The sequence below is a fragment of the Nitrosomonas sp. Is37 genome (assembly GCF_033063275.1).
In the GTDB taxonomy this organism is placed as follows: Bacteria; Pseudomonadota; Gammaproteobacteria; order Burkholderiales; family Nitrosomonadaceae; genus Nitrosomonas.
Genome location: NZ_JAWJYP010000017.1, coordinates 48,847 through 73,869, shown reverse-complemented (window position 1 = coordinate 73,869; position 25,023 = coordinate 48,847). Strand labels below are relative to the sequence as shown.

The window sequence follows — 25,023 nt, the reverse complement described above, 5'->3', positions numbered from 1 at the left end:
AGAGAAATTATGAAAGTATGGTTGCCATGGCATGCGGGTATCTGTGGCTACCCGTGTGAAATGTCAACAGACCCTAAGGGATTCCCTGTACTGAAGATAAAAATAATCCCAGTGATTCCCTTTGCTTTGGGTTGTTCTAGATCGATAATTTACGCTTAACTTTTGCGGCTACCTGGTTGACTCTGATTTTATCGTTTTCATAGTTAATGCTTACATTACTGCCGATGGGCGGTAATAAATCCAGCTTGTCCCGGCTATATTTAACAAAACCTGTTTCTGTTTTTAGGTATAACGCATCTTTGTCTGCGTAGACAACCAGACCGTTATAAGTCTTGTTTTTATCTGCATCTACCGCTAGATAGATGTTGTATATGCCAGCTTTAAGATCCTCTGCTTTATCAACTTTATCTGTTTTCCATTCGGTGCCGCGTAGCGTTTGAACTAACTGTTGCTTGTTCATTACAAGAATACGTTGCTTCATGTATTAAAATCTCGCAAACTGGATGACACTGGATATATACTCATCTATCGGTTGCTGCTTCCAATGCTATCTATGATATCGGAGATATCAAATTTCCTTTTGCTTGCGCCATGCAAGAATGCTATTAAGTGAAAAGCACCAGAGCCCTTACCTGAGAATCGCCGATCAATGAGAGCATTGATAATGAATTTTTCCACATTATGGCTGTTTTCTCCCAGCGTATAGAATGCAAATAAGTGATCTTTGATGAGTTTCTTTTCCTGCGCTTTAAGTTTAGCTATGATTTCCAGGGTAGGTTTTCTGTGTGTCCGAATTTCGGAATAAACCTGATCAAGGAGCTTTTCCGGGATAACATCCTCAATCGCTTTATCGCTCGCCACCTTGGCATCAGACATTGAATCAACAGAGTTTGCCGATTCAATGTCTGGCTTATCAAATGTCATGAAATCCGGCTCACGAGTGCGTGATTCTATCTCGATCTTTTTGTGATCGAGGAAGTTACGCAATGTTCTTACCGATTCTCTGTTTATTTCTTGACTTTCATCCGCCAACCACCGACTGGTGGCTTCTTCATTGGTGTGGAATGCCCTCACCAAATCAACGATCAGCGTGACATCACGGCATCGCCCACTATTGAATACATCTGCCACGGGTGCTGGTAAGTCCAGCAAAGCGGCGTGCATGGTCACAAAAGGGCGGGATTTGCCAATAGTTTGGGCAATCACTTTATGCGTTTTGCCTCTTGCAAGTTGCCGTCCAATGAAATCAGCAATTTCTCGTGCCGTTAAATTATCCCGGTGCAGGTTCTCAATCACCTGATCTTCTTCGTTATAATCCGGGTCAATGAAAGCAGGAATGGTTGTCTTTCCGGCAAGCTTGCTTGCGCGAACACGTCTTGCCCCATGATTGATAATAAAACGTTCGCTGTTTTTTGGGTTAACGCGTACGGAGATAGGGGTTTTTACACCGCGTAATTTGATGGTGTCCGCTAATTCCTTTAATGTGGATTCATCAAACTCTGTTCTTGGTTGATTGGGGTCTTCATCAATTAGATCTAGTTCTATTTCTTTCGCGCCCGGTACATTATGGTGTTGCGAAAGATTGCCAGCGTGTTCTGCCCCCGAGGTGAATTTGCTTTCCCTTTGAGTGACCATATTTGTTCTTTACCGTAATTATCCTGTTTCTATTAGGCGGTGATTATCAAGATGCTTCTGGCATGTGAGATCTCTTCTAGCACTCTATAAGGGATATGATGATGTCTGAATCAGTCTGTTTACTCATGCTTGCTGAGATAGTATTGATGTTGTTATGGTCATTGTTAGGACGCTTCTTCGGCTTGAAATAGCCCACAAAATAAACACCTCCAAAGGGAACTATCGTATAAATCAAGAAAAACATTAAGCCATTCAGTGTATCGTGACATTAACCTCTACCTAATAAGATTAATATGGCCCCAATAAGGAAAATCAATAGCATTCCCGCCAGTAAAAATCAAATATAATAGGTAAGCGAGGAAATGAATCCTATTGCGGTTAACAGTCAGAACAAAATATGCCAAATGATACACTTAACAAAATATGCCAAATGGAATATTTTAACAAGTAGCAAGGTTTAATCATTTTTATACCTGACACTCACGGATAAACAGCATTATTACAATATATCGTGTCTTTTAATCAGAATAAGTTAGCGGCTAACCTAGCGTCATATAAGCATTAAGCACAAGAGTTAAAATGTGTATAACCAAATCCTTTTGACAAATATTCTGCGTATACTGCAGGAACAAAATATCACCAAAAAAGAATTAGCTATAAAAGCTGGCATCTCTGTCTCGTTTCTGTCTGATCTTACCCATGACAAGGCAAACCCATCCCTTAGAATTATCGAAGCCATTGCAGAAGCGCTGGATACCCCTCTGCCTGTTCTTTTAGACACCACCGATCTAAGTATTGAAGATCTGAAGAAACTTACAGAGGGTAAGTACCAGCAAAGCCTACCAGATGGGTATCAGAGACTATGTGCAGTGTTGAATGAGTACCAGGCATTCCAAGTCAAACAATGGGATGCTACCAACAGGGAAATCATCAACAAAAGAAACAAAGCAACAAAGAATAAAAAGTAGTTGCTAAAGCTCACGTTTCATTATATCGTTTCGTCCCACGAAACCACCTCTTGCGGAACGATATATGCACGAAACGGACAACTTTGCTACGACAATCAAAGAGCGCGCACGACGTAAGCTGGAGCGCGACATGGGAGTCTTGCTGGTAGGTCCATTATTTGATCCTGCCACGGTCGAAATCATGCTGAATCCCGATGGCAAGGTTTGGCAGGAAAAACTGGGCGAACAAATGGTGTGTATTGGCATCCTTCAGCCCAGTCAAGCTGAAGCTATCATAAAAACGGTTGCGGGCTATCATGGAAAGGAAATAACGAAAGATAACCCCATCATCGAAGGAGAGCTTCCACTCGATGGATCGCGTTTTGCAGGCCAGCTCCCCCCCGTTGTTCCTTCACCGACATTTGCGATTCGCAAAAAAGCGGTTTCTATCTTTACGATGGATGAGTATGTGGAGAGGGGCATGATGACCCTTGCGCAGAAAATGACGCTTAAAGCTGCCATCGTCGCTCATCGTAACATCCTCGTGATTGGTGGCACCGGATCAGGAAAAACCACCCTGGTTAACGCCATTATCAACGAAATGGTGATGTGCAATCCCACCGAGCGGATTTTTATCATCGAAGATACCAGCGAAATTCAATGTAGTGCCGAAAACTTTGTTCAGTACCACACCACCCTCGATGTATCCATGACCCGGCTTCTCAGAACTACTCTGCGTATGCGGCCAGATCGAATTCTGGTAGGAGAAGTGCGCGGTGAAGAAGCGCTGGATTTGCTGGACGCATGGAATACAGGACATGAAGGTGGGACCGCGACACTGCACGCGAATAACGCCTTATCCGGTCTGGCCCGACTTAAATCACTGATAAGCCGGAATAGCTCCGCACCCAAGGAAATTGAACCTCTGATTGCTGAAGTCGTGCATCTGATCGTGCATATATCGCGCACCCCAGATGGTCAAGCCCGCCGTGTCCAAGAGATTATCGAGGTATCAGGTTTCAAAAATGGTAATTATTTATTTAAAAAACAATAAATCAGGAGTGTGCAATGCGCGTTACCAACCCCTTCGTCCTTTGTTTTTCATTCTTTGTTGTAGCATCGATTCTGATGTTGCCAGAAAATACGTTTGCGTCAGTAGGTACCGGTGGGGCGCTGCCTTATGAAAGCTGGCTGGTCAACTTAAGGAACTCCGTGACAGGACCCGTTGCGTTTACTTTCTCCCTGATAGGAATTGTGGTGGCGGGCGCTGTGCTAATTTTTGGAGGGGAACTCAACGCCTTTTTCCGTACATTGATTTTTATCGTGCTGGTCATGGCGTTGCTGGTCGGTGCCCAGAACATCATGACGAATCTGTTCCAAGGCGCAGTGATTGCTTCATTCGACCTCAACGCTCTGCACGCAACCCCCATAGGGAACAAGGCGCTTGTATAGCCATGGCGCTTCGCAGAATTCCAATCAGACGAGCAGGAAACAGACCGAACCTGTTTATGGGGGGCGATCGCGAATTGGTGATGTTTTCTGGTCTGTTAGCTTTCACGCTGGTGTTCTCCGCGCACAATTGGAAAGCGCTGGCTTACGGAATTGTCCTGTGGGTGTTTACCTTGTTCGCTTTGCGTTTAATGGCAAAAGATGACCCGCAACTGCGACAAGTTTATCTGCGGCATCGACGGTACCGGAAATACTATGCAGTCAGAAGTACACCGTTTCGCGTGAATTCCACTATTCAGGCGGGGCAATATCGATGATTGCCAGTCTGGTAGTATTACAGGCCTGCCTGGGTGTCCTACTGCTGTTGCTGCTGTTTGCAAGAATACGCGCTCTCGGGTCGAAGACAGCATTAACCCACCATCGCGGTAATGAACCGGGTCTCTCTGATCTGCTGATTTATGCTGCAGTGGTAGAGGATGGCGTGATTCTGGGGAAGGACGGTTCCCTGATGGCCGCCTGGGTTTACCAAGGGAATGATACCGCGAGCAGCACGGAGGAAGAACGCGAATTTACCTCCTTGCGCATCAATCAGGCACTTGCTCGTCTTGGTTCTGGCTGGATGATTCATGTCGATGCTGTACGCAGGCCTGCCGAAGGTTACCCGGTTAAGGAGCTGTCGAGTTTTCCTGATCCGGTATCAGCCGCCATTGATGCCGAGAGAAGGGCATTATTTGAAAGCATCGGCACCCTTTACGAAAGCCATTTCATACTGGTCGTGACTTATTTGCCGCCGATTCTGGCGCAACGTAAGTTTGTTGAACTGATGTTTGATGATGACGAAGCGCCCACTGACCAAAAAGGGCGCACGCTGAATCTACTCAAATATTTTCAGAATCAGTGCCTGAGTATTGAAACGCAATTGTCCTCAGTTCTAAAGTTGTCGCGCTTGAAAGGGAACAAGGTGCTGACAGAAGATAATACCTTTGTCACCCAGGATGAGTTTCTGCAATGGCTGCAATTTTGCATCACTGGCATGGATCATCCGGTTGTTCTGCCCAGGAATCCAGTGTATCTGGATACATTGTTGGGCGGACAGGAATTGTGGACTGGGGTTATCCCTAAAATCGGACGACACTATATTCAGGTAGTCGCTATTGAAGGGTTCCCCATGGAATCCACACCAGGAATGCTCAATATTCTGACAGAGCTGCCAAGCGTCTATCGTTGGTCAACTCGGTTTATTTTCCTCGATCCACATGAGGCCGTGACTTATCTTGAGAAATTCCGTAGTAAATGGAAGCAAAAAATAAGGGGATTCTTTGACCAGGTATTCAATCTGAACAGCCATGTGATCGATGCTGATGCACTCTCAATGGTTGAAGACGCACAAGCAGCCATTGCAGAAACCAATAGCGGAGTTGTCGGGCAAGGCTTTTACACCAGTGTAGTAGTATTAATGGATGAAAGCAGGGAGAGGCTGGAAACAACCGCCCGCCAAGTAGAAAAAGCCATCAACCATCTGGGGTTTGCCGCCCGTGTTGAAACCATCAACACCGTAGATGCCTATTTGGGCAGTCTACCAGGACATGGCGTAGAAAATGTAAGACGGCCTTTAATCAACACGATGAATCTCGCCGATCTATTACCTGGTAACACCTTATGGACAGGCATAGACCAAGCACCTTGTCCGATGTATCCCCCCAATTCACCGCCACTTATGCACTGCATTACCCAAGGCGCGACCCCCTTCCGCCTCAACCTGCATGTACGGGATATCGGCCACACTTTGATGTTCGGCCCGACAGGTGCCGGAAAATCGACTCATCTCGCGATGATTGCGGCACAGCTACGCCGCTATAAGAATATGGCGATTTATGTATTTGACAAAGGCCTGTCCATGTATCCCATGGCCAAGGCGGTTGGCGGTAAGCATTTCATGATTGCGGGTGACAGTGATTCATTGGCCTTCTGTCCGTTGCAATTTTTGGAGACCAAAAGTGATCGGGCGTGGGCGCTCGAATGGCTGTGTACCCTCATCGAGTTGAACCATATTGACATCACGCCGAGTCAACGCAACGAAATTAATCTTGCGCTGAACAACATGTATGCCAGTGGTGCCAGGACATTATCAGAATTCCTGATCACGATTCAGGATACTACTATTCGTGAGGCGTTGACGCAATACACTATTGATGGCGCGATGGGGCATTTGCTCGACGCTGAACATGACGGATTATCGCTGTCTGACTTTACTGTTTTTGAAATTGAAGAACTGATGAACCTCGGCGATCAGTATGCCTTGCCGGTGCTGCTTTATTTGTTCCGCCGTATCGAACGTGATCTGCGCGGACAACCAGCAGCCATTATCCTGGATGAAGCCTGGATTATGCTCGGGCACCCCGTGTTTCGTGCCAAAATCCGGGAATGGTTGAAGGTATTGAGAAAAGCCAACTGCCTGGTGCTGATGGCCACACAAAATCTATCGGATGCCGTCAACAGCGGCATTCTGGATGTAATGGTCGAATCAACCTCGACGAAACTGTTTTTACCCAACGTTTTTGCGCGCGACGAGGACACTGCCGCCCTTTATCGCCGCCTTGGTCTTAACGACCGTCAGATTGATATTCTGGCAACCGCTGAACCCAAGCGCCAGTATTACTATGTATCTGAGTATGGACGAAGGCTTTATGACCTCGCTCTTGGCCCGATTGCATTGGCTTTCGTAGGCGCATCCGATAAGGAATCCATCGCTACCATCAGAGACTTGATTGCCCGATATGGGGAGGGATGGATTGATCAGTGGTTGGCTATCAAGGGACTTCCTCCGCTTTATCAAGGAAAAGCTACATGAGATCCTCGCTAAATAATTTGTTCCGTAAACTCGGCACCCAGCGCAGCCAGCAGGAATTCATGGAAGGGGGCAGACGGGAGGGCGAAAACGAGAGTCCCTATCTCTCGGCCAGGCGTACCTGGAACGATTATCTGCGTTCCGTGGAAACTTCCCGCGCCATGTGGCAATTGCTGGCTATCCTCTCGTTGATGATCTGCCTGGCCAGTGTCGGTGGCATTATTTATATCGGCAGTCAATCCAAATTTGTGCCCTATATTGTGCAGGTGGATAAGCTCGGTGAAGCGGTTGCCGTAACGCGCGCTGATGTTGCTGCGGTTGCCGATGAAAGAGTCATTCATGCAGCGGTAGCGTCATTTATCAATGATTTGCGCATGGTTACACCGGATACGGCGCTACAGCGTAAAGCCATTTATCGCGCCTATGCCATGCTATCCAATCATGATCCTGCTTTTACCAAAACTAATGAATGGCTAAATGGAACAGAGGCCTCCAGCCCATTTAAGCGTGCTGGTACCGAGACGGCGAGCATCGAGATTATTTCTGTCATTCCGCAGAGCCAGGAAACTTGGCAGGTGGATTGGCAAGAAACGGTCTATGACCGGAACCGTGGTACCACCAAGGAAGTATTCCAGATGCGAGCGTTGCTGAGAATCTATGTGGCCACCCATTACAACGTGACAGAGGATCAGATTCGCAGAAACCCACTCGGTATCTATATTGCAGATTATTCCTGGTCAAGAAAATCGTAGAGGGAAACAATATGAAATATTCATTTATTTTATTATGGTTTATTGCGTCATTCGTTCTGGCCGATGAGATACCTGAATCTTATTTTTCTAAGGACAATCCGAGACTGAATGCCCAGGAAAAGGCGGGGCTGGAAATTGCCAGAAGATGGCAGGCTAACCAAGGTGGTATATCCCCTGTTGCGGGTCAGGATGGATCAGTCAGATTTTTGTATGGCGCACAACAGCCGAGCATCGTTTGCGCGGTCCTCCAGGTGTGTGACATCGAGTTGCAGCAGGCTGAACAGGTCAACTCCATCCATATCGGTGATCAGGCGCGATGGCTGATTGAACCGGCTATTACTGGTTCGGGCGCAACCGAGACGCAGCACATCATCATTAAACCCATGGATGTGGGATTAGAGACCACTCTGATTGTGACGACTGACCGCCGTACTTATCACCTGCGGTTGCGCTCCCATAGGAAAGAATTTATGCCACGCATCAGTTTCATCTACCAGGGCGATATAGATGCCAAATGGCAAGCACTTAAAGTAAGGAAAGAACAGGAACAAATCGTTAAGAACATGCGAACGATCCCGGAAACAGGAGAATATCTGAATGATCTGGATTTCTCCTATACGGTGGCAGGTAAGGCTTCCTGGAAACCGCTGCGGGTCTATAACAATGGTGTGAAAACCATCATTCAAATGCCTGGGACGATCAGCCAGCAGGAAGCCCCCACACTACTAATTGTCCGCAAAGACGGTGATATTTTCCGGGACGAAGAAACCGTGATGGTAAATTACCGGATGCAGGGAGATCGTTACATTGTTGATTCCATCTTCGACAAGGCCATTCTGATTGCAGGAGTAGGTAATAGCCAGGACCGGGTGACGATTACGCGGGGGAATCCATAATGGAACGATTAAAATGGTTGATGGCGCTTTTATCGTTGTGTGTCGTCGCCGGATGCGTGACTACGCCCTATGGGACTCATGCAGAAGACTTGTCTGATACTGATAGCCAAACTATTGTGCAGGATGTGGTACGCCAATTAGTACAGCTATACCCGCCGGCCAGCACAAACTTTAATCTAAAGTATGAAGTGCGCGATGGGTTCGGCAGAGGATTGGTTGAAACCCTGCGCCATGAGGGATACGCTATCCAAGAGCACAAGCCTTCAGTCGCATCCGCCAGCATTCCTAATAGCGGAACCTCGCTTGCCTATATTCTGGATCGTCACCATGAGCTTTTCCGTATTTCGATCATCGCGGATGATCATAGATTATCCAGAGCCTATTTGAGAAAAGATAATGTAATTCACCCAGCCGGTCACTGGGTGCGTCAGCAATAGGAAAAGCGAGAATGGGAGCATTCACTAACCCCGAAATGATGCCTGATGCATCACCGAATACAGTAGGCGTACGGCGCGTCAATAACCTGCCGATCTATATTGTCGTCGGCATCATGATTGTTTTTCTGATCATGATGATCGTCGCCGTGATAAACCGAGCTAACCAGCAAGCCGAGGTGGAAACAAAGGATGATCGAAGCAAGGCGCAAAGCAATGATTCGTTTGTAAATATGCTGACACACAACATTCGAGACGGCATTATTCCGCCAGAAATACCTCCATCTGGGGTGGCTGTGCTGGAGCAACCCGTAATAGAAATAGTGCGTCCTGAGAGGGTAGATAACTTGGATAGCCCACCGCTGCCTCCGCGTAGCGGTGACTATGCAGAGCCAGGGCGGATGCATTCTGATGACCTGGAACGCATCCGTATGGTCAAGCAGCAGCAGTTTATGGAAGCGGTCAAAGCGGGTACAACGGTCAATAATGTTGCCCCGCGTAGCGCGGGTTCTCCCATGATAAATATGCCTATGCGAGAAGATACACTGGCGCGTATTGCTTTGGCTCGCCAGCGAGCAAATGCTGAAATCAGCAACGATCCTTCAACCGCCTATTTAGAGCGCTTGAAGCAGTTGGAAAGAAGTGGAATTGTCGGAGGAGGGAATCCTTCCCATGATGAAATAACCACTGACGTATTAGGCGGCAGCAGCGGCAACACACCTGACATAAGAAATGATTATGCACGCTTTGACGCAGTTGATCAGGTCGATCGCTGGCAGCTAAACAGTAAGCTTGAGAGTCCCAGCTCCCCTTTTGTCATACAAACTGGATCTGTCATCCCTGCATTGCTGATTTCTGGCATCAATTCTGATTTACCAGGCCAGATCATGGCACAGGTGAGCCAGGATGTTTACGATACGCCCATTGGCAAATGGAAGTTAATCCCACAGGGCGCGAAGCTGGTGGGCAGTTATTCAAGTGATGTCATCTATGGTCAGGCGCGTATTCTGGTCGCCTGGCAGCGGATTATATTTCCTGATGGCAGGGCGTTGGATATTGGCGCAATGCCTGGTGCTGATGGGGCTGGGTATGCAGGTTTCAATGATAAGGTCAATAATCATTATTTACGGTTGTTTGGATCATCCGTGCTGCTTTCTGCAATAGTGGCGGGTATTTCCCTAAGTCAGCGCGATGCAGGCGGCGCATTTGGCCGGCAGTCCGCTAGTAGCATCATGAGCCAATCCATCGGCATACAACTCGGACAGACCATTGCACAGCTTATCAGAAAGAATCTGAATACTTCCCCAACGCTTGAAATCCGACCAGGTTACCGATTCAATGTTATTGCGACCAAAGATATGACATTTACAAAACCTTACGAAGCATTTAATTATTAAGACTTCGCAAAGAATGCATTATGTTCAACAGTAAAACACTTGCCATAAGCTTAGTAACGCTGGTTGTTTTGTTTAGATCTGGTGCAATCCCGCAAACACTTGCGGGAGGGATTCCGGTGATAGATGCAGCTAACGTTTACCAATCTACTATTTCAGCCGTCGAGAATGTGAGTCAGACTCTAAGACAGATACAGCAATATCAAACACAATTGCAACAGTATGAAAACATGATTCGTAACACCCTCTCGCCCTCTCTTTATATCTGGAGTGATGCGCAGAGGACGATGAATAATCTAATGGCCTCTATTAACACGCTCAGATATTACAAAGATCAGCTAGGCGGCTTAGATAACTATCTGAGCAGGTACAAAAACATGGACTACTATAGAAATTCGCCTTGCCTGATTGCCGGTAACTGTTCACAAACAGAATGGAAACTGCTGAGGGAAGGCGAGATTGTCGGCGCGGATGCTCAGAAACGCGCCAATGACGCCATGTTTCGCGGACTGGATCAGCAACAGGATAGTATTGTCACGGATGCGATGCATTTGGAGCAATTACAGACGAAAGCAGAAAGTGCGGTCGGACAAATGCAGGCGATTCAATACGCAAATCAACTGGCAGGGCAGCAGGCAAACCAGCTTTTACAATTACGCGCCATGTTTATTGCGCAACACAATGCCATCAATACACGCAACCAGGCAATTGCTGACCAGGAAGCCAGATGGATGGCAGCACACGAAGCAGCTGCGAAACGACTTAGTCCTGGGAGTCTCCCGCCAAGTAGAACATGGAATGTAGGGGATGCTATTAGATAACATCGTTATTACAAATTTACGGAGAATATTATGAATAAAAGAAATTTATTAGTCGCCTCAGTAATCTTGCTGCTAGCTCTATCTGGATGTGGTGACGCGACAAAAGAAGGGCTGCAGATGAGAGAGCAACAAGGGGACAATAAAAAATCTACTAACCTGTCGGATTTACCACCAAGTAGAACATGGAATGTAGGGGACGTATTGGATAACGATGAAACGAAGAAGTAGAAACAGGCAAGAATCAATAGTCAGTAGCCAATAAGATGGCTAATACCATGCGAGTAAGAATCTCATTATTGATCCTTTTGATCGGTATTTTGTTAACTCCGACGCTGGCTACCGCAGAATTAAGCTATGTTGATCCCGCCACAGGCAGCAAGGTACTAGATGAAGTCGTCAAACGATTTTACGACCAGGCCAATTCGTGGAGGACAGTTATACAAGCTGCCGCCGAAAGATTGTTCTGGGTGCTGGTGCTAATCTCGATGGTTTGGACGTTTGGCATGATGTTATTGCGTAAGGCAGATATCGGCGAGTTTTTTGCTGAGTTCACACGCTTTATCATTTTTACTGGCCTTTATTTCTGGTTCCTCACCAATGCAGTTACCGGTCAAAATATTGCAGTATCGCTGATTACCTCAATGGAGGCACTTGGGAAAACTGCATCAGGTTCAGTAGGCGCTCAACCATCAAATATCATGGATATCGGGTATCAACTGCTGATCCGAGCTGTTGATGCTATAACAATGTGGCAACCTGTTGATAGCGCCATCCTTTTGTTGATGACGCTGATTATCCTCATCATATTAACCGTGATCGCTGTCAACATGATGCTTTTGTTGATTGCTAGCTGGATTCTTTTATATGCCGGAATATTTTTTCTTGGCTTTGGCGGCGCACGTTGGACATCGGATATAGCTATTCAGTATTTCAAGACGGTTCTGGCTATCGGGGTGCAACTTCTTGGCATGATTCTGATTGTAGCTATCGGCAGTGATATTCTTACCAACTCATTCCAGAAAATGTCGTCAGCCTTGATCAAGTACGAGGAACTGGCTGTGATGACGATACTGGCCATCGCAATACTCATGCTCTCATCAAAGATCCCGGCTCTCCTTGCGGGAATCATTACCGGTGGCAGTGCTGGTATAGCTTCCAGTATTGGTAGTTCAGTTGGCGCAATGGGGTCTTCTATGACTGCTGGAGGCATGGCCTATGCTGCGGCACAGTATGGGTTTTCTCACATGAAAAATAATCCCATGAACAATGCAACTATTGCTGAGGCGATGAAAGCTTCAACCATGAGTGAAACCGAGACAGCGCAGTTTACTGCAAACAGAAATACATCGAACGATATACCCAGGCCATTCAAGAAATTAAAGTAAAACTCAGAAGGAAAGCACCATGATAAGAATGGTAGTGATAGTGTTTCTATCATTTCTGATATTTGTTCAACCTGTCCATGCGAAAGATCCCTGCACGACCGTCTTGTGCATGGCAGGGATGCTGCAAGGCGCTGGCACAGTGAGTGGTTGCTCAGGTGCTGTAAATGATTATTTTAGTATCATCAAATTTAACCTGAAAGGCGGAATTAGTTTAAATAAAACTTTCAAGGCACGTGGTGCATTTCTTGGTCAGTGCGGTACTGCTGGTAGCTGGCCGACCGCAATCAATGCCGCATACGGACGCATAATTCTTTAGTATGCCGGTGTCAGATCTGCCAGCCTATCACCAGGAACGAGTGGTGTGTACTATTACTGCTGCTATTAAGTATCAGATACCGGTCAATATTCTGTTAGCGGTTGCTGAGAAAGAAGGAGGAAAGCCTCATCAATGGGTACGGAATGCAAATGGAACGTATGATGTCGGTGCCATGCAATTCAATACCAATTATCTTCGTGATCTTGGAAAGTACGGCATTACCGCTGAAGATGTTTCCATGCCAGGCTGTTATGCCTACAATCTGGCTGCTTGGCGTATTCGCCAGCATATCCAGAAAGACCAGGGTGATATCTGGACTAAGGTAGCAAACTACCATTCGCGTACTCCAAAATATAACGCGATTTATCGGGCTGATCTGATGGTTAAGGCAGCAAAGTGGGCAGATTGGCTTGAGGAACGATTTAGGGTAAACATGAAATAAATATTCCGCTTACTGTGGGTGATCCAACGCTCGTGTTACCAGCCGCCATTTCGATCAGGACAGATCAAGGCGGTGCGCTTGACACTCAAGTTGCGACACACGATCGCCTTGGACATGCTACCGTCCAGAGCAGTGATGATGGCGTCCAGCTTCTCGCTGGTGATCGCCCACCGACCCGGCCACGCCTCCTAGCAGCGGACAAGCCCACTACAACCCGCTCCTAAATCAGAGCATTCTCGTATTGCACAAGCACGCCGAACACGTGGAACAACAACTCACCCGATACGGTGATAGTGTCCATGCCTTCTATCAGTGAGAGAAACGCCACTTGTTTGTTCTTGAGCGAGTTTACGATGGCGAGCAGGTGCGACAGCGAACGGACGACCAGGTCGAGCTTTCACATGACCAGCACATCGCGCTGTAAGTTCGTGTTCTGCTGGTCGATATCCGAGACACACCCATGTAGCCAACCAGCATAGGCGGATAACCATCAAAAATAGATTCCCGTACAGTATTGTATGGCGACAATATTTTCCGCGTATTTTTACCCAGGCCAAGTGGTTGCTTTTACCAAGCGTTGCGGAAGTGTCGTAAAATAGATGTTTGCCGACAGACCATACCAGTACTGGAGTTCCGTCAGCAGGAATTTCTTAGCCAGTATTGATCTTACCTAACCTGGCAGCGACTAACTATGCTGGCAGCGACTAACTATGGTAGTTGTTCAGCATGAAAAAGTTCATCAAGAGCAAATCGGAATGCATCAATGATGTGAATAGAACCGTCAGGGTGAAAAATTGGACTATTTATACGCTGATGCTGAACACGTTGAAACTGATGTGGCCAAATGCAGATTGGAACCTACGCTTGAATTCATCTGATTCGTAATCAGTAGGTCGGAGGTTCGACTCCTCTCAACAGCACCAAAAATCAACAACTTAGCGCAACTACTGATCCCTTTTTACTTCGATTGTGCCAAATTTGTGCTATTCAGCACATCATCCACGACACGCGCATGCTGAGAAAATTGCTCAGGTGCAAGGTGAGCATAACGCCTCACCATCTCAGCAGATTCCCAAGCGCCCATTTCCTGGATGACATTAAGCGGCACGCCATTTTGGGCTAACCAACTAGCCCAGGTATGCCGCAAATCATGCCAGCGAAAATCCTCAATACCTGCACGTTTTAACGCTTTATACCAGGCTTTTGTATTAACTTGAGTGATCGGTTTGCCCTGGTAGCTGAATACTGACTTAGGATGCTTGCCGAGCTGTTTGGTTAATACTGCTATAGCCGTGGCATTGAGCGTAACGTGAATCGGTTTTCCTGCTTTGGCCTGATCGCCATGTATCCATGCCACATTACGTTGCAAATCCACTTGCGACCATTCCAGTTTGGTTACATTCGACCGCCTCAAACCTGTTGCCAGCGAGAATTTGACGATATCCGCCAGATGTTCCGGCAATTCCTGCATCAGCAAATTTGCTTGCACTGGATTCAGGTAACGCACACGCCGCTTTGCTTCACGGTATAGCTTGATCACAGGCGGCTTGTCGATCCATTCCCAATCTAGGGCAGCTCGTCGCAGGATAGAGCGAATGAGCGCCAGCAAACGATTAGCCGTAGCAAAACTCGTTTCCTTAAGCTTTAATTCGCCTATTCTTGCGATGACATCTCGCGTGAGTTCATCAAGATACTTGCCTCTAAAAAACTGTTGGAGCCAGCTAATTTTGGCCACATCATCATGATGGGTCTTTTTATGCTGCGTTTCCATCAGCCATTTATAGGCCGCTTCATCCCAAGTGCGTTTCGGCTTCTCACCTAATTTGGCAACCCGCCACGATTCCGCTTTCAGTTTGTCGTGGAGTTCTTGCGCCTGGATTCGGTCTTCTGTTGCAGCAGAGCGTCTAACACGCTCGCCGCTTGGTGTGGTGAAGCTAATCCACCATGTTTTTCCACGTTTAAAGAGTGACATAATGTTTTCTCCCTATGTCCCACTTGCAACGCTTGCCGGGGAGTAGGATATAACAAGCGCATATAAGCAGCAAGATCATCGTCAATAAATGCCCATCGCTTGCCTAATTTTGCTCCAGGGATGATGCCAGCCTTGACACGGCGGCGCACTTCTTCAGGATGCAGCTTCAGGAATTGAGCAGCTTCTTCCAGGTTGAGTGTTTTCATTCGCCATCGCTCTCACGTTGATAGATTTTTGCTTGTTCTTGTGTTTCGCGAAGAATTTCCGGGAGATTGGCGCGATTATTGATGGTGTTATATTTTCTGCCTTTGGCTTTGATTTTGCGTTGGATGTAGCTATGGAATTTTTCGTTTCTCGTGTCGTGAAAATGCTTAGCTTGATGTAAAAATTCACCCAGTCCTTCGCCAAAATCTTCAATGCCTTCCCGTGCCATGAAGGAAGTGAGGCCGCCTAAACCGTGAATGAACATTCGTTCGTCAGTGGGCGGGCGTTCTGATTTGAAACGTTTTAAACGTGGCTGATCGGGCGGCGTCATGTAGATATTAGCGATATCATCCCATAACGGATGATTAGGCCAGCGATCCCGTTTGCTATCAGTCAGACTGGGTAGGGTGAGGCGCAACCAGTCATGAGTGAGGTATCGCCATAAATCGGCTTGCTTTTCCAGTAATTCAGACAGGCTGATGATGCCTAATTGCTTTAGCAGTTGTTTTTCAATCTGGAATTCCATGCGCCAGACTCTTTCGTCATTCTGCCAGCCGTTAGCTTGCCATAACGTGTAGAGCCAGGTTTTATGAGATTTGGTTTTGATCTCAGTGATCTTGTCATATAGCCGGGCGTGCAGATCACCACCTATGCCAATCACCCAGCCTGTAAAAGGATTATCCAGGCGGCAATCAAAGTATTTCGCCATCAAATTTGCCCGCGTTACCCAGTCAGGCTGATGAATTGCAGCAAGATCATCAATACAGACAAAATCCAGAAACAAGTCAGCACGGCTGACACTTGGCGCATTGGGCACCAAACCCAGTGTATTAATCACAAAGCGTAAATCCTGTTCTGCCGCTTCTGCGCCCACTGTTGCGAGGTATTCACTAGATATCTGGACGTGCGCCATAGGGAGTATTTTGGATTTACTGCGATTCAATTTAATGAAGAAGCAGTTATCCGATAAGATATAAGGGAAGCGCGGCATGCCTTTGTCGCGTACTTCAAATAAATGCGAACCAATTGAGACTTGCGCTAATGCTTGCTCTTTTTCATTTTCTGATTGAGCTTTTTCTTTTAATTCAAGTAATTTTATATTCCAATTATCTGCCAATTGCCCATAGAAGGAGAGATAGAGACTATCTATTCCTAAAAGCAGGGATTTGAAATGTTTCGTTTTGTCGTTTGAGGGTACTGTGTTACTAGGCGGCGTACCCTGTGAGAATACATTTGACGACTGGGATACTTCTATCGAAATATTTTCCACTTTGCGACCGCCGCGCGCCCTCTCGCTCCTTCCGTCGCGATCAGGGCGCAGCGTTGGCTCGGGGGATAAATGTTTGACTGATTTCATTCTTGATCTCCTTAAAAATTAAGAAGTCATCAGAATGAGATTTGCCAACAAGAAAAAATAGGGGATAAAGAAAATTAATAAAAAGAAAAATAGGGGATATAGGTATTTTTAATTGGCTTACTGCAAGGCTTTACATAAAAAATAGTTAAAATTTATTTAGCCTCCTTTATCCCTATTTTTGCGGGGTCGGCCTCGCCGATTTTTTACTTCAGGTGGAGCAACTTCTTTGATCCACTCATATACCGTTTCATCCTCATAATGTTCTGCGCCACCATATTTCTGAATTAAACCGTCTTCTACAATGGATGGTATCGTTCTATCCGTATCATCTTTCCAAATAACGGAAGCGATTTGTTGACAGGCCACTTTAATACGCTGATTTATCCGAAGAACTCTTTCTTTTTCTAAGGAGTTAGTAGAATTTTGTGATAGAGCACTGTCAACTTGACTAGCTATATTAGCTTCATTCTGCAGCTCTTCAAGTTCATTTTCTGCTAGACCAATGCGATGATACTCAATACGAACGCTTCCTTCTTCTTCTGGCTCTACATGTATCGCCCTTAATGCGAGTGTGCCAAATTCAGGCATTTCAAAATCAAGCTTCCACCCCGATGGAAACCAGAATTCTGGCAAAGGAATGCCTCTCCTTTCACACCACTCATGAAAATCCATCCTGTTCAAAACTGCCCATTTGAGTAATTCACGACTGAACCGCTTACCATGGATACAATCGTAAACGTCATCTATATAGGTACGAATATAAAAGCGAGGATCAGCTTTTGAATCATACGGACGTTTGGCGAGTGTCAAATTTTCGCAGATAATTTCACCATGCAAGATGGCATGCATTAACAAGCTAGCGTAATCTTTAACCGTTAAGGGGAGCCTAAACCAGAGCCGACTCGGATCATAACCTGCCCAGCGAAAAGAAATGTCCCAGATAGTTAGTTCATTAGCAATTAATGGCATATTTTTCTATGTTGCAGTGACTTTTTCAGAAGATTAAATCTTTCAATTTCATATAGTCTCCTAAATATTAATTAGTAGTTTAATGAAAAAACGGCGAATTCACGTTCTTTCTTCAGAATGGGCACAACAGCTTCGCTCTTGTGCAAGAAAAAGGACAGCCTGGGGACGCCAGACTGTTGAGAAGCACCGTGCTGCTTATATAGAAAATTGGTTATTTTTGTATTGCAATGATTCAGATCAATGAATTGATCGGGTTTGCAGTTACTGAATTCTTGGCTCGATACTACAAAAGAAAAATTAATTTGTCATGGTTTTGGACGCCTTTGCACTTAATTTTCTCCTCTACGCGACGGATTGTTTCGTTAATCTTCTCTTTCTCTAATGAACATTCCCAAACAACTATCACCCTCCACCCCATTGAAAGTAATTTCTCGTAATTCGCTCTATCTCGGAGCTGATTCTTCACGATTTTATTTTCCCAATATACTAAGTTGCTTGCTGGTAATCTGGAATGTTTGCAACCATGCCAATGCCAAAAGCAACCATTGACAAAGAGCGCAACTCTATAGCGGGGGAATGTTAAATCTGGTGTACCAGGTAAATGTTTAGCGTGCAGGCGAAAACGAAAACCTAAACTAAAAAGTGCTTGCCTCAGCCTTAACTCTGGTTTGGTATTTTTTCCTTGAACCTTAGCCATTATTCGACTGCGGGTATCTTTATCAACTCTGTCAACCATATGCTATTTAAGATGATGCCTGTAATAATCTCGTCGAGTTCAAAAAGAGTAAATGAAAATCAGAAGTGTTACTTATAGTCTATAGACTTTTAAGTGACACTTAAACGATCATGCGCCTATGAATATCAAATTACTTCTGGGCGCAAATATTAGACAAACTCGTGAAGAAAAGAATTGGTCGCAGGACAAGCTTTCCGAAAAAACAGGACTTCACCGTACTTACATAAGCGGAATCGAGCGTGGTGTAAGAAATCCCACTATTGAAATAGTTCAACAAATCGCTATTGCCTTGGAAGTTCCTATAGCGGACTTGTTTAAGGATAAAAATCAGAAGTGAGCATGTACTCCTCGAAAGAGCAGCTTGAAAAAATTGCTCATTATCTTACAGCCTATATGAAAATTCCTTATTTTCAGGATGATACTATTCCAGGGAAAGTGCTGGAAAAAATTATTTCATTAGTTCATGGTGGAAAACAATTACCGACTTATGACTATGTGGACGTGTGCATACCAGGAAAGATAGGTTGGCAGGTCAAATCAACTAAAGAAGATACACCTCTAACATGGAAAAGAGCAAAAATCGCAAATTCTGAATTCTTGATTAAGAAATCAGAAGAAATAGGAAAAACAAAAGAGCTAGGGGATGCCATCATCGATTTTTGTAACCACCACGCATCCCAAAGTATCAAGCTATACAATTTAGAGGAAATTTGGTATTCAAGGCTGATTATGTTCAAAGACAATACAGCTATTTATTTTGAGAGGCTTCTTTGTACAAAGGACAAGACGAATATTTTCGATAAGGAAGATTATGAGTGGCGCTGGTCAATACAAAAAAAAGCGATCAAAAAGGAACAGCTGTCTGCTTTTCATGGTGTAAATAAAAAGACAAAAATAAAAGCTTTTGCCTGGCACGGAAAAGGAGAGAATCAACTTCACTTTAGTGCTGAAAAAAATTGGTGGCCTGAAGTAGAGAAGCCGTCGAAGGTTGGTGAAATTCGATATTCAAAAGATGGTCACGCAATAGCTTTCAAGCTACCTTCAGAATCAGAAAAAGTTTCTTGGGATGAACTAACCTCTTTCTTAAATCGTACCATTTGATTTTTCATGCTTTGAACAATAGCCTGTGCCAGCAAGGGAGGAACGGCATTCCCTAATTGTCCAGCTTGATCAGTATAGCTTCCGATAAACTCAAAATCATCGGGAAAACTTTGTATTCTTGCGATTTCCCTTATTGTGAGAGTTCTAATATCTACAGGATGTCCCCATCGACCCGAGCCAGGATGAAAAACCCATCTTGTGATTGTCGGAGCAATCATATCTTTAGTCAATCTTCCATAAGCACCGCTATACCCCCCTCTAGTCTGCAAGTGTACAGGCAGGTCCTTATGACCTTGTCCTGGGCCAATTGAAGAAAGTCTTGCATATTGCTTGTCCGCCAGTTTTCTAGCGATATGATTTCTAACTTCAGTCTTGGAAGATCGCATTAATTCTTGATATGCATTCTGTGGTGGACAGGCATAGCTAGTCAATTCAAGACCTTCTCCATGCTCTACACTTGGCAAATCTCCAATTGCTTCCCATACCGTAATATGGGAGGGTTCATTAAATAGCCCGTCCATCTGCTTATTTTTTTCCTGGGCTATATGTGTAGGCATAGGTGACGCAAAGGAAATGCCAAGTCTGCTTGCCATAAAAAAAGCTCTTCGTCTTCTTTGTGGTACGCCATAATCAGCCGAATTTAAAACGACGGCAGTAACGGTATAGCCTTTCTCCTGTAACCTGGTAATGATCTCCTGAGAATAGGTTTCCTCAAAGCCATTCTTCATTTCCGCAACATTTTCCATCAATATCATTTTAGGCTGGATAGCTTCGCAGTAATTAAGAAACGACTTTACAAGCAAATTCTTGGGATCTTCGAGATACCTATTTCTCCTAGGTACGTTCTTGGAAAAACCTTGGCAAGGAGGTCCCCCAACCAACAAATCAAGCTCTCCACGAGAAATATCCACTGCCTGCATGAACTCTACTGGGGAAATGCCTGTAATATCGATGTTCAGAGCTTTCGCGCTAGGAAAATTATGCTTAAAGCTAACGAGGTATTTCTTTTCAATGTCAATCCCTGCAATAACATCAAAACCAGCTTTTTGAAGACCGACTGTAATTCCACCGCAACCGCAGAATAAATCGATTGCTTTTGGATTGGACGCTATAACCATTCGTACACTCACTATAAAGCAAAGAAATGTGACTAATAGTATACAAATAGACAAGTAAAATCAAGAAAACGATAGTTGTTTGGCCTACTACACTCAAAAACACGAACCATATCAATTCAATTGATAACTATCGAATTATCAAAGCGAATATCTGATTACCGCGGAAAGTTCCCCCTCTCAAACGTACTTATTATATTTTTAATTCGTTTACCTGTGCGATTAGGCTCTTAGTTTTTGATAGAAGTTTTATATCTTGTTTATCAGATTTATCGAAATCTGCATCGTCAATTACTTTTATACATTTTTTAAAAGCCTCTAAAGCTTTGTTCTCATCGTTAAGAACATCTAATAGCTTCTGGCAATAAGTATCCATCTTTTTGGAGTTAAACTCTGGAAGCGGACCCGTTCCATATATTATCCTAAAGAGCATCAATATATGAAATCTTACTTTCTTATATGAGGCATCAATGTACTTTCGTCTGAAAATTGTTTCAAGCCTAAAATAGGCAAAAGCGCTTGTGTAGTATGGCGAATATACATGATCTGGTGTGAATATCTGGGCTTTTCCCTCATTTAATTTATTGACAATCGTTCCAAAGAAACTAGTAACTTGGTGTGGGATGTCAAGAAACATTGCAGCGAATGATTTAATCTGATAAGGAACCGTAATAATTCTAGTTTTTAATACCGAACTGTCAGAATTATATTGTTTTGACCTGCGTTCGTAATAAAGCTTTGAGTCCCCAGTATAAGAATTGTAATACTGCTCTAAACTCCTTTGAAAAGAAGTTAGTGAAGCCAATTGTTCTTTCTTAATTGGAGTCTGATTATTTGTTGCCAAGGTAATTCTGTTCTTCACCTCATCGTCGTCAGTAGCAATGATCTTTATGGGAACATTAACGCTATTGATATATTCACTGTGTCTGCTATTAAATAGTACGTTACTAGTCTGGCACCCGTTTACGATTTGATAGTCCCGAATAGTGAAGTTGTCTCCTGTAGGAGATATAGAGCTTGCAACAATTGTTACCCCATTATTGAGAACACAAAACAGGTCAGAATCAGAGTTATTTAATGTATTTCTAATACCACTATTAACATCATTATTCTCGCCTTGAAAGTCTCTAACGTTATCTTCAAAAACATTAATTAGATTATCATCATCATCTGATAGAATCTTCTTAAATTCCTCAAAAGGAAGAAGGCCAATATATGCTTCCGATATTCCAGTGATTGAAGGTAAAGTTATTCTATTCCTAAAGCAAATGGTTGTTGATGTTGTTTCCTTTGTTTTTCTAAAGTATGCAGAGATACCCTTTGCATCAATTGGACTGAAGGACACTTTCTCAAACAAGTTGGTCTGCTCTAAATCTGAAACGCCAATATTTATAACACCTAACAAATTTTGGTCGTCAACCCACTTCCCAGTTGTACAGTAGTACAATTTTAACGTTGGATTATTTTTAAAGTGAGGAGCTTTATCGTAAATATGGTCTGAGATTTCCGCCAACTTATTAATATCAGAATTACGCACTAGAGATGGTTTTTCAGAAAAAAAATCCTTTACACCAAAAATAAACGTATTGATCTCCCCACCACTATAGTTAGATGATGTTTTTGATTGAATAAATATATATGTTACTTCAAGAAAATTATTTCTTTCGAGAAGACCATCTATTTCATCTTTATCTTCAATTAATTGCCCATTTACAAGAATAGCTAAACCATCTATCCCAGTATCACCACCCTCTGCAACTGTTATTATTCCAACATCAAAGGATTTGGAGTACTCATTTGATACGACACAGTAGTTAACAAGCTTTTCAAAATCCTTAGAAATACCTTCAGACTCAAGCTCTTGATTGGCCAGCAGTTCGGCTATTAGACTCTTTGTGATTCTGTCCATCGTATATTTACTTTCCAATAAGTATTAAAGAGTTCTCCATCTGGATAATTATATCTTGCATTAATCTTTTTGCTGAAATGGAACTTTATCGCACGTCGACATAATTATTATATTCATCTTGCATACAGTTATTAACAGAACTCGTACTCCAAGAATAGAACGTGACAAATCTGACATTACTGGCGGGTATTGGCGAGCACTGACAGATTAAATATTAATGAAAACAGTTATTTATAACACCTGTTAATCCGCAGGTCCTAGGTTCGAGGCTTGGTTGGGGAGCTAAACAGGTAACAAAAAAATGATTGTGTCAAATTTGTGCCAAATTCTCCTAAAAATCCCATTGCTTGGGACTGTGTGACACTGTTTTTATACTTGGCAAGCATTGTAAGTGATTGATCTGTAACTAACTAAAATTTGAGACTACGTTTCGTAATCAGTAGGTCGGAGGTTCGACTCCTCTCAACAGCACCATAAAATCAATTAGATAGATATATTATCTACAATAAGCAAAATTCATGTAGACAATATGTAGACAGTAAAATAAAAATGAGATGCAGATAAAATTCTGTGCTTTGAAAATTGACTGTTAAGCTAGTTTGATTTGTAATGAGCCGGTTGCGGGTTCGAGTCCCATCGCCAGCTCCAAAATATCAAAGGGTTAGGTATTATTGCCTAACTTTTTTATTGCCTTAAAAAAAATGTAGAAGCAATGTAGACAATGAAAATTTTTATTTTGTCGTGCATTCGTGTTGCATAATTGATTGTCTCCTGGCGAACCATTATGGCTGATAGGCTAATTCAATTGAGTGCGCCAATTTAGCCTATAACATTCGCATAAAATAAATATTTTTAATTGACTTGATATTTACCAAACAGCCCATGTTATGGGAGTTAGCCTGTTCGAAAACATTATTGGAAAATATAGTGTACATGCGCATTTTTATATAACTGAACAGGTACTATTCGTATCCTTTCGTGGTATTAACGTCACCAATTCGCCAGAAAAATATGCTTGAACCGCCACAAAGAACAGTTGAAATTTTTTTAATTTGCGCCTTGAAAGACGAGTACGACCAAGTACTGAATGTTACAGATGGCTTAATTGATCCCTGGCAAGAATATTCTCTAAATGATGGCTGGATTGTTGCTGATGCTTCTTTCTTAGACTCTAACAATCAAAAACTAAATATTCGTGCAACCCATGCCAGCTACATGGGACGCGAGAACGTCCAAGCAATTGCCAGTAAGCTTATCAACCAACAACCGGCTCGTTGTATCGCTATGAGCGGTATCTGTGCGGGGAGACGAGGCAAAGTGTCTCTTGGCGATGTTATTTTTGCAGAACGACTGTGGTCTTACGATGCCGGTAAAGTAACGGTTGAAGACGGTGCATCAAAGTTTCAAGGTGATCAACTGCAATATCGACCTTCCCTGGCTTGGGTACAACGAATGCAGCATATTGCCGCGCCATTAAATGCAGCATGGTTAAATTCACGTCCCCTATTGTCATTAGAACAACAAGAGGATTGGGTTATGCTGCGTTTGCTTGCGAACGAGGACCCTCGCCAGCACGCCGACTTCCGAACGGCATGCCGAAATTGGAGTGACGTTTTACAGCGTCTTTGGAAGCGAAATTGGTTAAATAAACCGTTGAACTTGACAGACAAAGGTAGGCAATACGTCGAAGAATTAGAATTACTGCATCTTGGTGAACTCCCACCAGCGCAACAGTTTCAAATCTTTGCAGCTCCTATAGGAACCGGCGCTGAGGTCCGAGAAGATGAAGGCATTTTTCCTCGTTTGTCAGACTCGATGCGCAAGGTTCTAGGTATTGAAATGGAAGCTAGCGCTTTGGGCGCGTTAGGTGAGATTTATAATATCCCGGTTTTAATTGCCAAAGGTGTATCAGACTATGGCGACTCGTTTAAAGATGACCGTTATCGAACTTTTGCCGCCAGAGCTTCTGCCGAATGCTTGATTGCCCTATTGCGTGATAGTAGCGATTTATTGCTCAGTCAACCAGAAAACAACGCCAATTCCAAAACCGATAATCAACCTGTCATAGATTTAAATCTTCCGCATGAACTGATCAAAATACTAGCCGAAGAGTATCCTGATGCTTCAAATGCACGCGCGTTATGGCAGCGTGCCGGCGGTAAAGCCAGCGAAGTTGAAAATATCAATAGACCGCGTGATCTTTGGCAAAGACTTTGGCAGCGGAGTATTCAAGGCGCGGCGGCACGCCCTGAAAATTTGTTACAAGCTGCTTTAGAGGATTTACCAAACAATGGTGTGATTCAACAACATCTAAACGCATTGGCTGCATTGCGTTGTTAAA

Annotated in this window: 28 protein-coding genes; 18 read left to right on the top strand and 10 right to left on the bottom strand. The window is 44.1% G+C overall.

Features of this window, described 5'->3' with window-relative positions; genetic code table 11:
- Window positions 1-136: 136 nt before the first annotated feature.
- Together R2Q26_RS09570 and R2Q26_RS09565 are read right to left on the bottom strand one after the other, a co-directional pair.
- Window positions 137-481, bottom strand: a complete 345-nt coding sequence (locus R2Q26_RS09570) for a KfrB domain-containing protein (RefSeq protein WP_317536067.1) — start codon at window positions 479-481, stop codon at window positions 137-139.
- 44 nt (window positions 482-525) lie between these two features.
- Window positions 526-1,635, bottom strand: coding sequence for a ParB/RepB/Spo0J family partition protein (locus R2Q26_RS09565; RefSeq protein ID WP_317536066.1), 1,110 nt, complete (start codon window positions 1,633-1,635; stop codon window positions 526-528).
- A gap of 581 nt (window positions 1,636-2,216) precedes the next feature.
- Here R2Q26_RS09565 and R2Q26_RS09560 point away from each other — a divergent pair.
- From R2Q26_RS09560 to R2Q26_RS09490, 15 genes are all read left to right on the top strand, one after another.
- Window positions 2,217-2,603 carry a helix-turn-helix domain-containing protein gene (locus R2Q26_RS09560; RefSeq protein WP_317536065.1) on the top strand — a complete coding sequence of 129 codons (387 nt, stop codon included), beginning with the start codon at window positions 2,217-2,219 and terminating at the stop codon, window positions 2,601-2,603.
- A gap of 64 nt (window positions 2,604-2,667) precedes the next feature.
- A complete protein-coding gene (gene trbB / locus R2Q26_RS09555) occupies window positions 2,668-3,636 on the top strand; it encodes a P-type conjugative transfer ATPase TrbB (protein ID WP_317536064.1) in 969 nt (322 codons plus the stop codon).
- A 14-nt stretch (window positions 3,637-3,650) separates the two neighbouring features.
- On the top strand, window positions 3,651-4,034 hold the full coding sequence (locus R2Q26_RS09550; RefSeq protein ID WP_317536063.1) for a TrbC/VirB2 family protein: 384 nt from the start codon (window positions 3,651-3,653) through the stop codon (window positions 4,032-4,034).
- Between the two features lie 2 nt (window positions 4,035-4,036).
- A complete protein-coding gene (locus R2Q26_RS09545) occupies window positions 4,037-4,348 on the top strand; it encodes a conjugal transfer protein TrbD (protein ID WP_317536062.1) in 312 nt (103 codons plus the stop codon).
- The gene (locus R2Q26_RS09540; protein WP_317536061.1) at window positions 4,345-6,882 is read left to right on the top strand and encodes a VirB4 family type IV secretion/conjugal transfer ATPase; all 2,538 of its coding nucleotides are present in this window, start codon (window positions 4,345-4,347) and stop codon (window positions 6,880-6,882) included. The genes R2Q26_RS09545 and R2Q26_RS09540 overlap by 4 nt, the downstream gene beginning before the upstream one ends.
- A complete protein-coding gene (locus tag R2Q26_RS09535; protein WP_317536060.1) occupies window positions 6,879-7,631 on the top strand; it encodes a VirB8/TrbF family protein in 753 nt (250 codons plus the stop codon). The genes R2Q26_RS09540 and R2Q26_RS09535 overlap by 4 nt, the downstream gene beginning before the upstream one ends.
- 11 nt (window positions 7,632-7,642) lie before the next feature.
- Window positions 7,643-8,527, top strand: coding sequence for a P-type conjugative transfer protein TrbG (gene trbG / locus R2Q26_RS09530; RefSeq protein WP_317536059.1), 885 nt, complete (start codon window positions 7,643-7,645; stop codon window positions 8,525-8,527).
- The gene (locus tag R2Q26_RS09525; RefSeq protein ID WP_317536058.1) at window positions 8,527-8,964 is read left to right on the top strand and encodes a hypothetical protein; all 438 of its coding nucleotides are present in this window, start codon (window positions 8,527-8,529) and stop codon (window positions 8,962-8,964) included. Before trbG ends, R2Q26_RS09525 begins: the two co-directional genes overlap by 1 nt.
- An 11-nt stretch (window positions 8,965-8,975) precedes the next feature.
- On the top strand, window positions 8,976-10,358 hold the full coding sequence (locus R2Q26_RS09520) for a TrbI/VirB10 family protein (protein ID WP_317536057.1): 1,383 nt from the start codon (window positions 8,976-8,978) through the stop codon (window positions 10,356-10,358).
- A 20-nt stretch (window positions 10,359-10,378) separates the two neighbouring features.
- Complete coding sequence (gene trbJ / locus R2Q26_RS09515; RefSeq protein ID WP_317536056.1) at window positions 10,379-11,176, top strand: P-type conjugative transfer protein TrbJ; 798 nt, start codon at window positions 10,379-10,381, stop codon at window positions 11,174-11,176.
- Between the two features lie 30 nt (window positions 11,177-11,206).
- On the top strand, window positions 11,207-11,404 hold the full coding sequence (locus tag R2Q26_RS09510; protein ID WP_317536055.1) for a hypothetical protein: 198 nt from the start codon (window positions 11,207-11,209) through the stop codon (window positions 11,402-11,404).
- Window positions 11,405-11,439: 35 nt separating this feature from the next.
- Window positions 11,440-12,561, top strand: coding sequence for a P-type conjugative transfer protein TrbL (trbL, locus tag R2Q26_RS09505; protein WP_317536054.1), 1,122 nt, complete (start codon window positions 11,440-11,442; stop codon window positions 12,559-12,561).
- Window positions 12,562-12,580: 19 nt separating this feature from the next.
- Window positions 12,581-12,877, top strand: a complete 297-nt coding sequence (locus tag R2Q26_RS09500) for a TrbM/KikA/MpfK family conjugal transfer protein (RefSeq protein WP_317536053.1) — start codon at window positions 12,581-12,583, stop codon at window positions 12,875-12,877.
- 1 nt (window position 12,878) lies between these two features.
- Complete coding sequence (locus R2Q26_RS09495) at window positions 12,879-13,319, top strand: transglycosylase SLT domain-containing protein (protein ID WP_317536052.1); 441 nt, start codon at window positions 12,879-12,881, stop codon at window positions 13,317-13,319.
- Window positions 13,320-13,333: 14 nt separating this feature from the next.
- On the top strand, window positions 13,334-13,543 hold the full coding sequence (locus tag R2Q26_RS09490) for a hypothetical protein (RefSeq protein ID WP_317536051.1): 210 nt from the start codon (window positions 13,334-13,336) through the stop codon (window positions 13,541-13,543).
- On the opposite strand, the gene R2Q26_RS09485 is transcribed toward R2Q26_RS09490, so the two are convergent.
- The 6 genes from R2Q26_RS09485 to R2Q26_RS09460 form a co-directional block, all read right to left on the bottom strand.
- Complete coding sequence (locus tag R2Q26_RS09485) at window positions 13,540-13,674, bottom strand: hypothetical protein (RefSeq protein WP_317536069.1); 135 nt, start codon at window positions 13,672-13,674, stop codon at window positions 13,540-13,542. The genes R2Q26_RS09490 and R2Q26_RS09485 overlap by 4 nt on opposite strands.
- A gap of 603 nt (window positions 13,675-14,277) precedes the next feature.
- On the bottom strand, window positions 14,278-15,258 hold the full coding sequence (locus R2Q26_RS09480) for a site-specific integrase (protein WP_317536068.1): 981 nt from the start codon (window positions 15,256-15,258) through the stop codon (window positions 14,278-14,280).
- On the bottom strand, window positions 15,168-15,497 hold the full coding sequence (locus R2Q26_RS09475) for a helix-turn-helix domain-containing protein (protein ID WP_317536050.1): 330 nt from the start codon (window positions 15,495-15,497) through the stop codon (window positions 15,168-15,170). The genes R2Q26_RS09480 and R2Q26_RS09475 overlap by 91 nt, the downstream gene beginning before the upstream one ends.
- Window positions 15,494-16,852, bottom strand: coding sequence for a hypothetical protein (locus tag R2Q26_RS09470; RefSeq protein ID WP_317536049.1), 1,359 nt, complete (start codon window positions 16,850-16,852; stop codon window positions 15,494-15,496). The genes R2Q26_RS09475 and R2Q26_RS09470 overlap by 4 nt, the downstream gene beginning before the upstream one ends.
- A 156-nt stretch (window positions 16,853-17,008) precedes the next feature.
- The gene (locus tag R2Q26_RS09465) at window positions 17,009-17,821 is read right to left on the bottom strand and encodes a hypothetical protein (RefSeq protein WP_317536048.1); all 813 of its coding nucleotides are present in this window, start codon (window positions 17,819-17,821) and stop codon (window positions 17,009-17,011) included.
- Window positions 17,822-18,104: 283 nt separating this feature from the next.
- Window positions 18,105-18,557 carry a very short patch repair endonuclease gene (locus R2Q26_RS09460; protein ID WP_317536047.1) on the bottom strand — a complete coding sequence of 151 codons (453 nt, stop codon included), beginning with the start codon at window positions 18,555-18,557 and terminating at the stop codon, window positions 18,105-18,107.
- A 118-nt stretch (window positions 18,558-18,675) separates the two neighbouring features.
- Between R2Q26_RS09460 and R2Q26_RS09455 the strand changes: the two genes are divergently transcribed.
- Window positions 18,676-18,894, top strand: a complete 219-nt coding sequence (locus tag R2Q26_RS09455; RefSeq protein WP_317536046.1) for a helix-turn-helix transcriptional regulator — start codon at window positions 18,676-18,678, stop codon at window positions 18,892-18,894.
- 2 nt (window positions 18,895-18,896) lie between these two features.
- Window positions 18,897-19,658: a hypothetical protein gene (locus tag R2Q26_RS09450; protein WP_317536045.1), complete on the top strand. Its 762-nt coding sequence runs from the start codon at window positions 18,897-18,899 to the stop codon at window positions 19,656-19,658.
- Here the strand turns inward: R2Q26_RS09450 and R2Q26_RS09445 are convergent.
- Both R2Q26_RS09445 and R2Q26_RS09440 read right to left on the bottom strand, forming a co-directional pair.
- A complete protein-coding gene (locus tag R2Q26_RS09445; protein WP_317536044.1) occupies window positions 19,574-20,830 on the bottom strand; it encodes a DNA cytosine methyltransferase in 1,257 nt (418 codons plus the stop codon). The two genes, R2Q26_RS09450 and R2Q26_RS09445, sit on opposite strands and share 85 nt — an antisense overlap.
- 136 nt (window positions 20,831-20,966) lie before the next feature.
- Entirely contained in the window at window positions 20,967-22,682 is a 1,716-nt protein-coding gene (locus R2Q26_RS09440) for an AIPR family protein (RefSeq protein ID WP_317536043.1), read from the bottom strand.
- 1,011 nt (window positions 22,683-23,693) lie between these two features.
- Here R2Q26_RS09440 and R2Q26_RS09435 point away from each other — a divergent pair.
- Window positions 23,694-25,022, top strand: a complete 1,329-nt coding sequence (locus R2Q26_RS09435; protein WP_317536042.1) for an effector-associated domain EAD1-containing protein — start codon at window positions 23,694-23,696, stop codon at window positions 25,020-25,022.
- The last annotated feature ends 1 nt before the right edge of the window (window position 25,023 follow it).